The sequence below is a fragment of the Neorhizobium galegae genome, assembly GCF_017877055.1.
GTDB classification, from domain to species: domain Bacteria; phylum Pseudomonadota; class Alphaproteobacteria; order Rhizobiales; family Rhizobiaceae; genus Neorhizobium; species Neorhizobium galegae_D.
Map to the genome: position 1 here is coordinate 1 of NZ_JAGIPG010000003.1, position 14,798 is coordinate 14,798.

Annotated in this window: 13 protein-coding genes and 2 pseudogenes; 6 read left to right on the forward strand and 9 right to left on the reverse strand. The window is 57.5% G+C overall.

Translation table 11 applies throughout. The features are described from left to right. Positions 1-144: pseudogene (locus J2857_RS19285) on the forward strand (IS6 family transposase); the annotation flags it as partial. A 93-nt stretch (positions 145-237) separates the two neighbouring features. Here the strand turns inward: J2857_RS19285 and J2857_RS19290 are convergent. The 8 genes from J2857_RS19290 to J2857_RS19325 all read right to left on the reverse strand — a co-directional run bounded on the left by J2857_RS19290 (position 238) and on the right by J2857_RS19325 (position 9,006). Further along, positions 238-1,536 (reverse strand): NAD(P)/FAD-dependent oxidoreductase, encoded by a 1,299-nt coding sequence (locus J2857_RS19290; RefSeq protein WP_210011735.1) that lies wholly within the window; start codon positions 1,534-1,536, stop codon positions 238-240. Between the two features lie 22 nt (positions 1,537-1,558). After that, entirely contained in the window at positions 1,559-2,464 is a 906-nt protein-coding gene (locus J2857_RS19295) for an alpha/beta hydrolase (RefSeq protein ID WP_210011736.1), read from the reverse strand. Positions 2,465-2,550: 86 nt separating this feature from the next. After that, on the reverse strand, positions 2,551-3,609 hold the full coding sequence (locus tag J2857_RS19300) for an alcohol dehydrogenase catalytic domain-containing protein (protein WP_210011737.1): 1,059 nt from the start codon (positions 3,607-3,609) through the stop codon (positions 2,551-2,553). Positions 3,610-3,653: 44 nt separating this feature from the next. Next, complete coding sequence (locus J2857_RS19305; protein WP_210011738.1) at positions 3,654-5,105, reverse strand: aldehyde dehydrogenase family protein; 1,452 nt, start codon at positions 5,103-5,105, stop codon at positions 3,654-3,656. Positions 5,106-5,165: 60 nt separating this feature from the next. Further along, positions 5,166-5,960, reverse strand: coding sequence for an ABC transporter permease (locus tag J2857_RS19310; protein ID WP_210011739.1), 795 nt, complete (start codon positions 5,958-5,960; stop codon positions 5,166-5,168). Positions 5,961-5,970: 10 nt separating this feature from the next. After that, positions 5,971-6,804 carry an ABC transporter permease gene (locus J2857_RS19315; protein WP_210011740.1) on the reverse strand — a complete coding sequence of 278 codons (834 nt, stop codon included), beginning with the start codon at positions 6,802-6,804 and terminating at the stop codon, positions 5,971-5,973. Between the two features lie 23 nt (positions 6,805-6,827). Then, entirely contained in the window at positions 6,828-7,901 is a 1,074-nt protein-coding gene (locus J2857_RS19320) for an extracellular solute-binding protein (protein ID WP_210011741.1), read from the reverse strand. A 25-nt stretch (positions 7,902-7,926) separates the two neighbouring features. Next, entirely contained in the window at positions 7,927-9,006 is a 1,080-nt protein-coding gene (locus J2857_RS19325; protein ID WP_210011742.1) for an ABC transporter ATP-binding protein, read from the reverse strand. A 326-nt stretch (positions 9,007-9,332) separates the two neighbouring features. Between J2857_RS19325 and J2857_RS19330 the strand changes: the two genes are divergently transcribed. Further along, positions 9,333-9,983, forward strand: coding sequence for a TetR/AcrR family transcriptional regulator (locus J2857_RS19330; protein ID WP_210011743.1), 651 nt, complete (start codon positions 9,333-9,335; stop codon positions 9,981-9,983). A 145-nt stretch (positions 9,984-10,128) separates the two neighbouring features. Then, positions 10,129-10,832, forward strand: a pseudogene (locus tag J2857_RS19335) (IS6 family transposase). A 35-nt stretch (positions 10,833-10,867) separates the two neighbouring features. Here J2857_RS19335 and J2857_RS19340 read toward each other — a convergent pair. Then, entirely contained in the window at positions 10,868-11,131 is a 264-nt protein-coding gene (locus J2857_RS19340) for a transposase (protein WP_306867165.1), read from the reverse strand. Positions 11,132-11,302: 171 nt separating this feature from the next. On the opposite strand from J2857_RS19340, the gene J2857_RS19345 reads away from it, so the two are divergent. The 3 genes from J2857_RS19345 to J2857_RS19355 are packed head-to-tail and all read left to right on the forward strand — an operon-like array spanning position 11,303 to position 14,527. Continuing rightward, positions 11,303-12,238: a glycosyltransferase family 2 protein gene (locus J2857_RS19345; protein WP_210011744.1), complete on the forward strand. Its 936-nt coding sequence runs from the start codon at positions 11,303-11,305 to the stop codon at positions 12,236-12,238. 22 nt (positions 12,239-12,260) lie between these two features. After that, on the forward strand, positions 12,261-13,031 hold the full coding sequence (locus J2857_RS19350) for a class I SAM-dependent methyltransferase (RefSeq protein ID WP_210011745.1): 771 nt from the start codon (positions 12,261-12,263) through the stop codon (positions 13,029-13,031). 26 nt (positions 13,032-13,057) lie between these two features. Continuing rightward, on the forward strand, positions 13,058-14,527 hold the full coding sequence (locus J2857_RS19355; protein WP_210011746.1) for an NAD(P)/FAD-dependent oxidoreductase: 1,470 nt from the start codon (positions 13,058-13,060) through the stop codon (positions 14,525-14,527). Positions 14,528-14,798: the final 271 nt, after the last annotated feature.

Consider the following 14,798-nt stretch of genomic DNA (forward strand, 5'->3'; position numbering starts at 1 on the left):
ATCATGAAGCGCTTCAAGTCACAGGGACAGTTGCAGCGCTTCGTCTCCATTCACGATCCGATTGCCAACCTATTCCACATCCCTCGCCACGACATCTCCTCCAGCCATCATCGCGAATCGCGTTCAGCAGCAATGAACCTGTAGGCGAAAATCGCCCGAGCATGACCGACGAACTCGGCCGGCATCATGGTCTGCCCTTGTGGCCGTTAGGTTTACGACGCCCGATACCGTCTTACGTCATTGGCGACGGAGATATTTCGCTTTTATCTTTGCCCAGGCCAAGGCCGGCGCGACGCCCGATGGCCAGAAAGGTTGGAAGGGAATGGAACTAGGCTTGCTGAAAGGCAGGATCGGGGTCTCGCCGCGGACCAGCAGGGCCGCCATCTCCTGACCCATCACCGTGGCCATCGCCACTCCGCGTCCGTTATAGCCCAGGCAGGCATAACCGTTCTTGCCAATATGGTGCACATGTGGATAGTGATCGGCGGTCAACGCCACACGTCCGTTCCAGCCGTACTCCCAGCCGACCGCACCAATCCCCGGCCAAATTGTTTCGGCCAGCGTCTCCAGTTGCGGAAATGCGCCGGGGCCGTCAGCATCGCGCATCCGTCCTCGACCCCCGAAGATCAGCCGCCCATTGCTGTCGACCCTGTAGTAGGTGGTCACTGGCCCAACTTCAAAGCAAGATTGGCCGTCCGCCAGAATCCGGTCGCGCCACTCCTGCGGCAAAGGTCGCGAGGCGAGGATCGAACTGAAGACCGGCAAGACGGACCACCGCAGCCCCGGCACAAGACCATCTGTATAGCCATTGGTCGCGAACAGAATCCTATCCGCCGTAACTTCGCCTTCCGGTGTCTCGATGCGCCAGAGACCCTGCGTCTCGCGGGCACGAAGGGCGGGTGTATTGCAATGAATGGGTATACCCGCACGCTGTACCGCATCGGCAATTCCAAGTGTATACTTCAAGGGGTTCACCTGCCCTCCCGAAGGGTCCAGCAGTCCACCCACGTAGCGCGCGCTGCCAGTGACGGCAGCCACCGCGTCCGACGAAAGCATGCGATAGTCTATACCGGTGTCCCTCGCTTCCTTCGCAAGGGCCTGGAGCTCGGCAAGCGATTGCCGGTCGGTGGCGGCGCGTAGAGTTCCGCCTCGGCGGATCTCACATTCAATACGCTCTTCACCCACCAGTTCGAAAACTGCGTCAGCGGAGCCTTGTACGCGTCGCATGGCTCTCTCACCAAAAAGCTGTGCAACGGTCTTGGGGCCCGTCTTCAGTCCGGGATTGATCTGTCCGCCATTGCGCCCTGACGCACCCCAACCCGGCTCGTTGGCCTCAAGGACACGGCAGTCGATACCGTGCCGCCCCAAGTATAGCGCCGTCACAAGCCCGGTGATACCAGCACCGATCACGGCTACCTCGGTTCGAACAGCCCCCTTTTGCGGCGAACGCGGCATCTGCTCCCGCGACAGGTCGTGGACATACAGGGAGGCTGCTGGAGGCTGTCCTGAGCGGGTCGTGACTATATCGACAAGCATTGTAGGGATCTCTCGTCCTGGCTCAACGCATATGCTCGGCAAGAAAATCGCAGATGACTTTATACTCCTTGGCCGCCTGAGCACCGGTGAAACGAGCACGCATGAAGCCGTGGATCATGCCGCGAGCCTCTCGGAAGGTAACGTCAACGCCAGCCTGCACCAAACGTGCCGCATAGGCCCGGCCGGCATCCCTGATCGGATCGAACTCCGCCACGTGCACCAGCGTCGGCGGCAGGCGGGAGAGATCGGCGGCGAAGATCGGGAAGGCGACCGGATCGTCTTTCGGCGCTCCTTCTGGAAACAGCTTCCGGGCAAAGTCCGAGGTCCGCGCGGCCGTCAATCCAAAGCCGGTTCCGAAATCCAACATCGACCCAGCGTTCTCTATCGGTCCGCCATTGCCATATATGATGACCTGGGCCCGGATCTTCGGACCGTTTGCATCCCGCGCTTTCAGGCTCATGCAGGCCGCATAGCGCCCACCCGCGCTATCGCCGCCGATCGTCAACCTGTCGGGGTCAATGCCGATCTCCGGTCCCGCGGCGGCCGCCCATTCGAGTACCGAACAGCAATCGTCGAAGCCGGCTGGCCACCGGTTCTCCGGCGTCAGCCTGTAGTCCACGCTTATCACCGTGGCGCCGGTTTCTGCAGCGAAGCCCCACGCGACGGAATCCGAACTGTCGAGGTCCCCCAGCATGAAGCCCCCGCCATGCATGTAGATCATGCAGCCCGTGAGCCCCTGTGCCGCCTTTGGCCGATAGATCCGCACCGGCACCTCGACACCTTTGCCGGGCACGACGCGTTCAGTGACCTCGAGTGTGTCTGGGTGGGGCCGCGATAGCCGGGCTGCATACGCATTCCAGTTCTCGCGCTGCTCGGCGACTGTCGGATTGGGGTGCGACGGTCGTCGGGCATCGATCAGGACCTGCATATCCGGATGGATCTGGAAACGGCTTGCATCATTCGACATTGTTGGGGTCCTCAGATCATGACTCTTCGAAGAAAAGCGCAGGTGCTTCAGATTTGACCGGCCTCAAGCACCAGACGACCCGTCACTGTCCCGGCATCAAGGCGGCGCAACGCGTCGTTGACGTCCGCGCGTGGCACGACAGAAACGGGAATTGGGGGAAGCTTGCCGTCGCGCGCGAGGGTCACGACATCGCGCAGATCGTCCAGCGTACCGGTAATGCTGCCCTGAACCGTCAGCGCCCCCCCGGTCAGCAAAAGCAGGGGCAGTTTCATCTCGCCGCCATAAAGCCCGACCTGGACCATGCGCCCGCCCTTGCCCAGAAGTTCAAAGGCCATAGTGGCTGTCACGGAACTATTGACGAAATCGAGAATGGCATCGACCTTGCCCTCGAGGCGATGGAGCACGTCCGCGGTCGTAATCCCTTCCGGTGTGGCAATGAAGTGACTAGCCCCGGCGGCGCGCGCCGCCGCTCCCCGGCCCGCGTCCCGGTCGAGAGAAATGATGTTGCGATGGCCCAGGGCATGAAGAACCGAAATAGCCGTCAGTCCGACGCCACCTGCGCCGATCAATACGATAGGTTGATCGGCATCGAAGGGTTCGAGCTTACGAATGGCACAGCGGACGGTCAGTCCTGCACAGGCGAGAGGGGCTGCGTGTTCGGGTGACAGTTCTGCAAGTGGCACCGCGTAGCGTTCGTGCGGGACCGCCACCTTTTCGGCAAAGCCGCCGTGATTGCCGAAACCCAGGCTGCGAGTGGGTTCGCGGCAAAGATTGTCTTGTCCAGACATGCACGCCTTGCATTTTCCACAGCCGAACCAGGGGTAGACGATTACTTTTTCACCGAGACTACGCCCCTTGACCTCAGGGCCCATCGCAATGATTTCGCCGACGATCTCGTGCCCCATGGCGATTGGGTGTTCCGGCCTGGGGCGACGCACCACGCCGCGGCTGCCAAGGTCCGAAATCCCGTGCCAGCGATGCAGGTCAGAATGGCACAGACCACAATGCGTGACGCGAATCACCAACCCGCTTTCGCCAGCCTGCGGATCGGCGACGTCTTCACATCGCAACATCTCGCCGTGATCATGATTGAGCCAGGCTTTCATCTTATCTTCCTTTAGATGTATGTTCGAAAATCTTGTTGCGGTCCTTAGATTGCCCAGCCGCCGACAGCCTTGACCTCCATGAAGTCCGCGAGGCCCCAGGCCCCCGCCTCGCGCCCATTGCCGGATTGCTTCATCCCGCCGAACGGGGCGCCGGGACCGCGGGGCTTCCCGTTGATCTCGACCATGCCTGATCGGAGCGCGCGCGCGACGCGGTTTGCCCGCGCGCCGTCCGCCGTCTGGACATAGTTCGATAGGCCATAGGGCGTGTCATTGGCGATCGCGATGGCCTGTTCTTCGGTGTCAAAGGGTATGATTGTCAGCACTGGGCCGAAGATTTCTTCGCGCGCGATCGTCATGTCATTGGTGGCATCGGCAAAGACCGTCGGGCGAACGAAGTAGCCGCAGTTGAGGCCCTCCGGAAGCCCCGGACCGCCGGCAACCACCCGCGCGCCTTCATCGATACCTTGCTGGATCATGCCCTGGATCTTGTCCCATTGTGCGCGGCTCACAACCGGCCCCAAATGCAGACCCGGCATAGCGGCCGGGCCAACAGAGATGGATTTCGCGACACTGGCGGCAGTCTCGACAGTCGCGTCATAGACGTCGCGCTGCACGAGCATCCGCGTGGGGGCATTACAGCTCTGGCCGGTGTTATTCATCATCTGGCGCACGCCGCGTTCCACGGCGCCTGCGTCGGCATCACCGAAGATCAGGTTTGCTCCTTTGCCGCCCAATTCCAGATGCACGCGTTTCAGGGTCGCAGCCGCCGCTTTCGAGATCGCAATGCCGGCTCTCGTCGAGCCGGTGAAGCTGATCATGTCGACATCCTTGTGTTCACTAAGTCGGGTCCCGGCGCCGGCTCCGTCGCCGTTGATCAGGTTGAAAACGCCTTTCGGCACACCAGCCTCCGCCATGCATTCGGCCCAGATCATCGCGTTGAGAGGGCTTTGTTCCGAGGGCTTCAGAACCATCGAGCAACCCGCGATCAGCGCCGCTATGGACTTCAGCGAAATCTGGTTCAGCGGCCAGTTCCACGGGGTGATTAGTGCACAGACCCCGACCGCCTCGTAAAGGATGCGGGTATCGGCAGAGGCATCGGACAACGGCGCCTCGAACGGAAAATCCTTCGCCGCCGCCAGGAAGCCTTTGATGTGCTTGACAGCCAGCGGCACCTGGGCCCGTCGTGAGAGATCGATGGGAGCGCCCATCTCAGTCGAGACCGCCTGGGCGATGTCCTCGGCTCGTGTCTCATAGACCGTGAGAAACCGCTCCACCGTAGCAATGCGTTCGGCCGCGGGCGTGGCCATCCAACCGGGCAAAGCGGCCTTCGCTGCGGCAACTGCGGCATCGACGTCGGCCGGGCCCGCCAGAGAGATGACCGCACAGGCCTCTTCCGTAGAAGGGTCGATGACCTCCTTGTCGCGGCCCTCCTTCGGGTCGGTCCAGGCCCCGTCTATGTAAAACTGTCGTTTGTCTATCATGTCGGTCTCTTGCATTTTGGCACTAGAAAGCCAGCCCGCGGAACGCGGGCTAAGGCCAAGGCGATGTTCGAATGATCAGGCCCGGTTTTCGACGAACATTCGGATGCCGACGAAGCGGTTGACCACATAGACCATGGCCAGCGTCAGACACATCAGCAGCGTTGAAACCGCAGCGATGGCCGGGCTTGCCGAAGCCTGGATATCGGAAAGGATCTTGACCGGCAGCGTCGTCAGATCGACCCCGATCAAAAAGACGGAAACGGTGACTTCATCGAAGGAGACGATGAAGCTGAACAGGAAGGCGCTGACCAGCGCCGGCCGGATCATTGGCAGGGTAATCTTGCGGAAAATCGTGACCGGGTCGGCGCCGAGGGTCATGGCGGCCTCTTCGAGGCTGAGGTCATGCTGGCGCAGCCCATTGACGATGGGACTATAAACAAAGGGCATAACGACGATCAGGTGGGCGATCACAAGGCCCATGAACGTGCCGCGCAGCCCTATGAACAAGACCAGCGAAAACAGCGCCATGGCCAGCGCCGCGTGCGGAAGCAACAGCGGAAGTTGTACCAGCAGTTCGAAAAGGCTCTTGCCCGGCACTCTGCGGCGCGTCGTCACCAGCGCTGCGAGAAAGCAGATGAAAGTGGTCGCCGTGGCGGCAACGAACGCCAGGGCGACGCTAAACATGAAGGCACGCAACCAGACCCAGGAGCCGAGAACCTCGGCATACCACTTCAGCGAAAGGCCTTGTGGCGGGAAATCCAGGTAGCCGCGCGGCGTAAAGGAGGCCATGACGACAATCAGGATCGGTGCCAGGATGAAGAGGAACGCGGCGAAAGCAAAGCTGGTCAGAAGCGCTGGCCCGAGTTTCATGGGAAGGTCCTCAGCTCTGCTCGCCGCCGGGCAGCTTGCGGGTCGCCCAGCGGTCGATAAGTTGGAATGGGATGACCGCAATTGCAGCCGAGGCGGTCAGCAGAATTGCAGAGGCGGAGGCTGCCGGGAAGTTGTAGTAGACGAGCATTTGATTGTAGATCATTGTCCCGAGCATGGTCTGCTGCTGACCGCCCAGAAGCAGAGGTGTGACGATCGCCCCAAGGGTCAGCAGGTAGACAATAGTTGCAGCCGTGGCCACGCCCGGCAACGACAGCGGCAGGATGACCTTCGTGAACACCTTGAATGGCGAGGCGCCGAGCGACATCGCGGCCTCGGGCAAACTCTTCTCGATCTTTACGTATACCGCCAGGATCGACAGGACCGCGAAGGGAATGAAGATGTGCACAAGCCCCACGACCACGCCACCGGTGTTGAACATCAGCCGCATGGGACGATCGATCAGGCCAACGTCGATGAGCAGCGTGTTGACCAGTCCACGCGGACCCAGGAGAACCACCCATCCATATGTGCGCACCACGATCGAAACCATGAGCGGCAGCAGGATCAAAATCAGGTAGATCAGCCTCGGTCGCATCGCCATGAAGACCGCCAGCGGATAGGAAAAGAAGACGCAGATCAGCGTCACGATCAACGCGACTTCGTGGGTATACCAGAAGACGCCGACGACCTCGGGCCGACTGGTGAATTCGGTGAAGTTCGCGATAGAGGGCCCTTGGCTTCCGGCAAATGCCTGTATCACTAGAGAGCCGACGCCTGTCAGCATACCGATTAATAGGCCGACGCAGGGGAGCAGCAGCAATAATGTGGCATGTCCGAACTTCATGAAGGGCCCTCTTACTTGACTGCTCAGCCGAGGGCTGCTTCGATACGCTTGATCAGCGCTTCGCGCCCGTTCTCGATGAGGCCCCAGTCTGGATTGAAGGTCTTCGAGACGATCTGCTCACGGGTGTAGCCCATGCGGTCGACCAGAAGATTCTCGTCGATTTTCGCAGTCGAGTTTAGCGGGATGTATCCGGAATTGGCGAAGTTGCGCTCCTGGGGGGCGGCTGTACCGGCGAACTTGGCGAACTCTATCGCCGCTTCCATGTGGGGAGCATTCTTGGGAATGACGAAGACATAGGGGATCATCAAAGCCCCTTCTTCCGGGATCACGATATCCACGGTGCTGCCGCCGCCCTCCTTGAGGATCCAGACCTGGCTCGAATAGTAGGCGCTTGCCACTGCGTCACCGCGTTGCAGAAGTTGCTGGTTCTGCGCCATCGAAGTGTAGGTGGTGAGGGCGTTGTCCGAGACCTTCTTGTAATGAGCGATGCCGGCTTCTACCTTGGTCTGGTCGCCTGTGAGCATGCGAGAATACCACGGCACATCGTAGAGCGATGCAAAGACCGGGTTGGTCAACGTCACCTGGCCCTTCCATTTTGGATCGATGAGCGAGTTCCAGGAGGCGAAATCCTCCTTGGCCGCCGAAGCGCTGTTGAAAGCCAGGCCGTAGAACAGGAACTGGATCGGGATGCCGGAGACATGGTCATCGTCGATCATCGGCAGCATGGACTTGGGCGTATCCTTGAGCGCCGGGAAATCCGAAAGCTTCAGCGGCTCCGTGACACCCATCTTGATCAGTTTCATCGAACCCGAATAGGAGTGGTACGAGGAGTTGTAGATCGGGGAAGAGACGTTGGAGATCAGCGCCGTTTCGGTCGACGGCACTTCAACGATCTTGAAGGGGATTCCGGTCTGCTCGGTAAAGAGATCGCCATAGGATTTTTTGAAGGCTGTGGCCACGCCTCCACCAAAATTGCATTGGATCACCTCGCCCTTGCCCTGGGCAAACACTGGACGGGTGAAGATGGCCGGTGACGCAAGAGTCGCCGCTGCGCCAGCAAGCAGCCCTCTGCGGGTCACGGGAAGTTTGCTCGTCATGATCTATTCCCCTCTATTGTTAGTTTCAATTTTTAGTTGAGGGCAGGGCGACGCATCCGCCGCTCGGCCAGGTAATCAGAACGTCTTGGCCCGGCATGAAGCCATTAACCTGAGGCGAATGCGGCACCCGCACCTTCATCTCTCGCCCGTTGACCGAAACGAGGTACCGCGTGGTATTGCCCACGAAAGTCCGCTCGGTAATCGTACCGGTTAGCCCGGTACCTGCCCCTGGAGAGTTCAGCCTAAGGTAATCAGGACGCACCATCAGTTCGACCCGAGCGCCCTGGGCAAAGGCCGCCCCACGAGCATTGACCGTCTCGCCAGTACCGAGCAGGCGGACCTGCGTACCAGATGCGTCGGAACCCAGCACTTCAGCCTGAAGAACGTTGGTATCGCCTACAAAATTCGCGACGAACAAAGAGGCCGGGCTGTCATAGATCTCCTGTGGCGATCCGACCTGCTCAATCTGTCCTTCGTTGACCACGGCGATCCTGTCGGACATGGTCATCGCTTCCTCTTGGTCATGCGTGACGAATATGAAGGTCGTGCCCACCCGCTTCTGAATGCGCTTCAGCTCCTCCTGCATCTGCTGGCGCAGCTTCAGATCCAAGGCCGAAAGCGGTTCATCCAACAACAGCACGGCGGGCTCGGTCACCAGCGAGCGAGCCAAGGCGACACGCTGCTTCTGTCCGCCCGATAGCTGATGCACGAGCCGGTCGCCATAGCCTGCGAGGCCGACCATAGCCAGCGCATCCTCAGCTTTCCGCTCGGCAATCGCGCGGCTCTCTTTGCGCAGGATCAATCCGAAGGTCACGTTTTCGCGCACATCCATATGCGGAAACAATGCCAGGCTCTGCATCACCATGCCGATCGGACGGCGATAGGTCGGCACCTTGGTGACATCCGCGCCGTCGATCATAATCCGTCCCTCGGTGGGCGTCTCGAATCCGGCAATCATCCGCAGCAGGGTCGTCTTGCCACAGCCGGAAGGCCCCAACAGCGACAGGAACTCCGCCCCTCGGACATTCAGGCTGACATTTTGAACCGCCTGCACCGGCCCGTAACGCTTCATCACGCGGTCGACCTGCACTTCGCCTGCGGGCATCTGGCTCTCGCTTCCTCGTTTTGACGATCCTGTATTAGGCCAACCCTATTGTCGGCTTGAATTTAGTCAAGACAAAAAATTAAATGGCTTAAAGGTTTTTATCAGATGAAAGTCTAGGTCTTACGACGCCGTGGTCGGTCGATGCGATTTCACATAAAATTTTAAACTGGCATAAAGAATTTTATCGCGTATAGGCTAACGCTTGTCAGCCTCAGCAGAACCTAATTGACTGCCTCCCGCCCACCGGCGAACCCAGTGAATTTTCAAAGGTACCGTGAACCTCGATTGTGAAGAGAGCCTCGCGGCAAGATCAAAACGGATAAGATATGGAGCAGCTTAGCAAGAAACTCGGATTGAGGGGCCGCCAGCGACACCGCCGGCACCGTGATATTGTCTTCGCCGCCGCCGAACTCTTTGCCGCCAAGGGATTCGCCGAAACCACGATGGAAGACATCGCCACGAGAGCGGAGGTTTCCCCGCCAACCATATACAATTACTTCCGCTCCAAGAGCGACATACTCTTGGGTCTGCTGGAGATCAGCAAGGAGATGATGGACAAGTCCTTAGATCGCATCATCGAAGACCCCAAAGGTGATCCCATTGACGTAGTTTGCGAATTTGTGCGCATCGATCTCGAGGACGCGTACGACTATCGCCAGAAGAACGTCTGGCGAATGATCTCCGCCGCTGCGCTCGAAGCCAATGATGAGCGGCGCAGTTCTTACATGAAGGTTCAGTCCATTTTTACCGTAAAACTGGAGAAGCTGCTGCGCCAGATGCAGGCGCGGGGCTCGATCACCGCCGAAGTCGATCCCATCGTCGCGGCCCAGCTTTTGAATGCGATTACCCGCGACGTTTTTCGGCTGTACATCAGCGTTGACGCAATGAGTATTGAAGAAATGCATGCCCGCTTTCGAAGCCAAGTAACACTCCTTTGGCAGGCCATGCGGACGCACTCGAAAAAAGCAACGTCGTAGGCCCTTGAGGCGGTAAATGAGTTAGACCATGTAGCTACCCCCGGGCGATGTCACGTTGTCAGTGGCTTAACGGTTGGCGGATAATTGGGCAGGGGGCGATGTCATGTTAACTGGGGCTGGAAGATTTTGCGGCTATGTCGCCGTGATGAGCCAGAGCCCGGTCAATTATAAACGTCATCGCTTTCCGCCGTCTGTGATTTCCCATGCAGTCTGGCTGTATTTCCGATTTCCATTGAGCCTGCGCCTGATCGAAGAGAGGCTGCTGGAGCGCGGCATCGTCGTTTCGCATGAATCGATCCGATGCTGGGCAAAGAAGTTCGGCCTCGACTATGCCGCCCGCTTGCGGCGGAAAGCGCCAGCCCGAATGACGTGTGGCATCTGGACGAGGTGGTCGTGACGATCGGCAGGCGGAAACACTGGCTCTGGCGTGCCGTGGACCAAGACGGTTATGGACTCGACGAAATTGTGCAGGCTCGCCGCAATACCAAAGCGGCGAAGCGGGTTCTGGTCCGGTTGATGAAGAGGCAGGGATGCCAGCCCAAGCGCATGGTCACTGACAAGCTCCGTTCATACGGCGCTGCAAGGCGTCAGGTCATGCCGGACGTCGAGCATCGATCGCACAAGGGCTTGAACAACCGTGCTGAAAACTCGCACCTGCCGCGGCGGAAACGGGAGCGGGTGATGCAGCGGTTCCGTTCGGCAGGCGCGTTGCAACGTTTCGTCAGCGTCTTCTCCGTGGTTCGCAATCTCTTTGTCCCAACCCGCCCGAAAAAGACAGCCATCGATGTCCACCTGCATCGCCTCAGGGCGATCGCCCATTGGAGGAATGCGGCCGCCATCGCCGCGTGATTAATGCAAGCCTGCCCATTGCGCACTCCTCCCTATTAACCTGACATCACCGGTTTTCGGGCGAGCCGTCGGCATGTGAACAATTGCGGCGGCGTCAACCCATGCCGCCGCGCCACAGAGCACACCGTCACGCCAGGCTCGCAACTCTCCGCGATGATCCGCGCCTTCTGATCGTCGGTCCATTCGCGACGACGGCCATTGCCAGTGAACATCCCAAACCGGCGTACTGGCTCATCCTTGGATTTAAGCGCAAGCTCTGAAATGGACATATGTCCAAGCCCTCTTTCGAGGTTGAACATCAATGATCAAGCGATGATCCGGAAGATGGGATCAGGACAGCGCTTGCAAGGAAACTATAACCACTATGACACCGACACCATCTCATGGCGCGTCATCGTAGCAGTCGTTGACAGAAAAACTCTTTTTCCCTAATTGGAAGGCCCATTCGATCCGGGAGAGGCAGCGACCTGATGCAATTTTCAATAGTAATTCCGATCTACGGGGATGGCTATTTGGCAAGAAACTGCTGCGAGGAACTACAGCACGTCTTTCAGGCATACTTTGAAAAAACTGATATCTCCGCGGACATGGAGCTGATTTTTATTAACGACGGCAGCCCAAACAACTCCTTGGAAATTCTCAAAGAAGTCCGGAACGACTTCAATTTTGTTAAAGTCGTTGATCTCTCGCGCAACTTTGGACAGCACGCGGCAATTGCCTGTGGTTTTCAATTGGCATCTGGCAAGTATGTAATGCGCATGAACGTAGACTGTCAGGACCCGCCTTCCGAGGCTCCCAAACTGCTCGATGCCGTTAGAACTGGGCAATATGATCTCGTAATCGGCCAGTACAGGAAGCGGAATAGCCCTCTGATGGACCGAATTACTTCTAAATTGTACTTTTGGATTTTCGAACTGTTCACGGGCCTCCGTTCCCCGCCTCACACATCCCCTATGCGAGTGATGAATAGAACATTCGTGGACGTTTATAACAGTCTGACGGAGAAAGCCCGCTTCCCGCAAGGCCTCGATCAATGGCTGGGCTTCCGCCATCATTACGTCGAAATCATTCACAGGGAACGGGCCGACGGTAAGTCGTCCTACAATTTTCGTAAGCGATTGAGGCTTGCCCTGACGGGAATTCTCTATTTTTCAGATAGACCGCTGAAGTTCATCGCAGGAATTGGACTCGCCTTCGCCCTTATCGGCGCTTTACTTGGCACCTTTGTGGTCGTGCAAAAGCTGTTGGGCGCCACTGTTATGCCGGGTTACACGTCACTTGCCGCAATCGGCCTGATCGGATTCGGCGTTCAGGTGGGCAGTACAGGCGTACTTGGTCTGTATCTGGGACGGGTCTTTACCGAGGTACAAAACAGGCCGCTTTATATCGTCCGTGAAATTCTCTAATACACGACAAGGAAATCAGAGCATGTCAACGGGTCACGAGTCGTCAATCCTTTCCTACTCACCAAGTGATGCACTGGAGTCGAGGAAAGAAATTTTTGATATCATGCAGTCCTATCAAGCAACGGATGAGGAGAAGGAGCGTTCGCTCGGTCTTTTTCTAAGAGGTTCGTTGCTGGCTAGGATCCTAGGCGTCGCTGAGATCTATCAGAAGATAGTTTCTCTTCCGGGGATTGTCATGGATATCGGCACGTGGAGAGGCCAAACGGCCGTATTGTGCGAGAACCTTCGCGCAATTTACGAGCCTCTTCATTTCAACCGGCGTATTGTCTGCTTCGACACATTTGAAGGCTATGCGGGATTCTCTGACAAAGATAAGTCAACCGAGCTCCATAGGGAGGGAACTTACGATCTCGGCGGAGAGGACTACTCCAAATTTCTTAGCAGGCTGCTCGTCTTGCACGAACGCAGTAACGCTATGGGGAACTACAACGGCAAGCACAAAGTCATCAAGGGCGATTGTCGCGTCGAGATCCCGAACTTTTTCAAAGAAAATCCTGGGGAGTTCGTCTCCTTAGCCTTTTTCGACGTTAATTCGTACGATCCTACTCTGAAGTCCTTTAGGGATGTCTGGGACCGCCTGGTGCCCGGTGGCATTGTCGCGTTCTGGCAGATCAGTCGCGGTGTTGCCGTTCAGGCCGAGGGCCAAGTTTACGCGGACAACATTCTGACGAAAGTGCCCCATAAAATCTACCGGAGTTCGACTTATCCGGGCCTCTGCTATTTGGTTAAATAGCCATCTAATTCAGCTGTTGGGTTCTCATGGAAACAGTTATAATCGGAAACGGGATCATTGCCCTGACAACCGCGTTTCGCCTCGCGAAAAGGGCAAGCGCTCGGGATCTTATCACTATCATCGGGCCGCGCGCCCGCGCGGGTTCTGCGACCCGAGCGGCGGGCGCCATGCTGAACTCGTTTGCCGAGATCGAAAAAGGATCGCTCGATCACGAAATTGACATGTTCCGTTTCGAACTCAGCCATTTAGCGGGGAGAATGTGGCCGCGCTTCGAGAATGAAATGATCGAAGCCGGCGCATCTTGTCTGCCATTGGGATGCAGGAAGTGCTCTGGCTTCGGCGGCGGCGGTTGCGTTGATACCGGTACCTACGTTGTCAATAACACCGCCGCAGATGATCTGGATGACGAAAACTACGATGCAATCGTCGATGCCCTAGAGCAATTCGACGAACCGTTCAGGCATGTCTCGCCAAGAGACATCCCAAACTATCTGCCGGAACAGAAGGCGCGAGCAACACGCGCCCTCTACATTGAAAATGAAGGCTGGTTCAATCCGAAACTAATTTTGGAGAAGCTCGACAATCTTCTCAAGCGGTTCCCTCAGGTAAGGTTCGTTGATGCCGAAGCACAACGGCTGTTGAAGACGGCTAAGGTATTAACCGGGGTTGTGCTTTCGAATGGGGAAACGCTCGTTGGTGACACCTACCTCCTGGCGACAGGGGCGACGGTCACGGATCTGATTGAAAAGAGCGATCTGGGGATTGATATCCAGCGCATTTTCTATGGCGTTGGGGTTTCGCTTGAAATCAGAAGCCGCGACTTTCCGCACACCAAGGTCATAAGGACGCCTAACAGGGGGCTCGCGTGCGGTATTTACAGCGTACCATTCTTCCGTGATCCCGACGAGCCACAAGACCATATCCTGATCGGTGCGACGAATTTTATTTCTCCCACTCCGTACAACTATGGCCGCCTTACCAGCGTCGAAACGCTGATGAAAGCCGCTATGGAACAGATCAACGTTAATTTTTACAAGGCTGATCTCGTCGGCATCAATGTAGGCTGGCGTCCGACAAGCCAGGATGGCTATCCGCTGATCGGCCGGACCTCGATTTCGAACCTAGTTGTCTGCACCGGGACCAAGCGTGACGGGTTTCATCTGTCGCCGCTGCTTTCGGAGATACTGGCGAACATCATACATGGCGACAAGACGGATGAACGCCTTGAGTGGTTTCATCCCGAACGCAAGCCGTTGCGTATTCTTAGCCGCGAGGCAGCAATCGAGAAATCAATCAAGCATATGATGAGCGCCGCCTATCAGCACGGCTTTACGCCTTCACCAGGCGGACTTACGCGACAAATCATCGAAAGTCATAAGGCCAACTTAGAAAGGCTGCATGATGATGTCGGAGCCCACGACTGGGGCATCCCGCCGGACATGCTGGATATGTACCGGTACGGTCATGCGAAAACTGACCTGCGGCAAAATAAATGAGATTTTTTCTCGCACTGGCTCCGACCATCTCCTTCGTAGTATATGGGCAGTTGATGCTCAAGTGGCGCGTAGGCACACTTGTGAAAGCGGGAGTGCTCAATGGAGGAATTTGGGAACGATTAGTTTCCTATTTGATTGATCCCATTATCGTATCTGGCTACGTAGCGGCATTTCTCAGCTCGCTTTCGTGGATGATAGTGGTTGAGCGGTATGCGCTGAGCTTGGCATTTCCGGTCTACATTGGGATGACTGTATTTCTGGTTACGCTCGG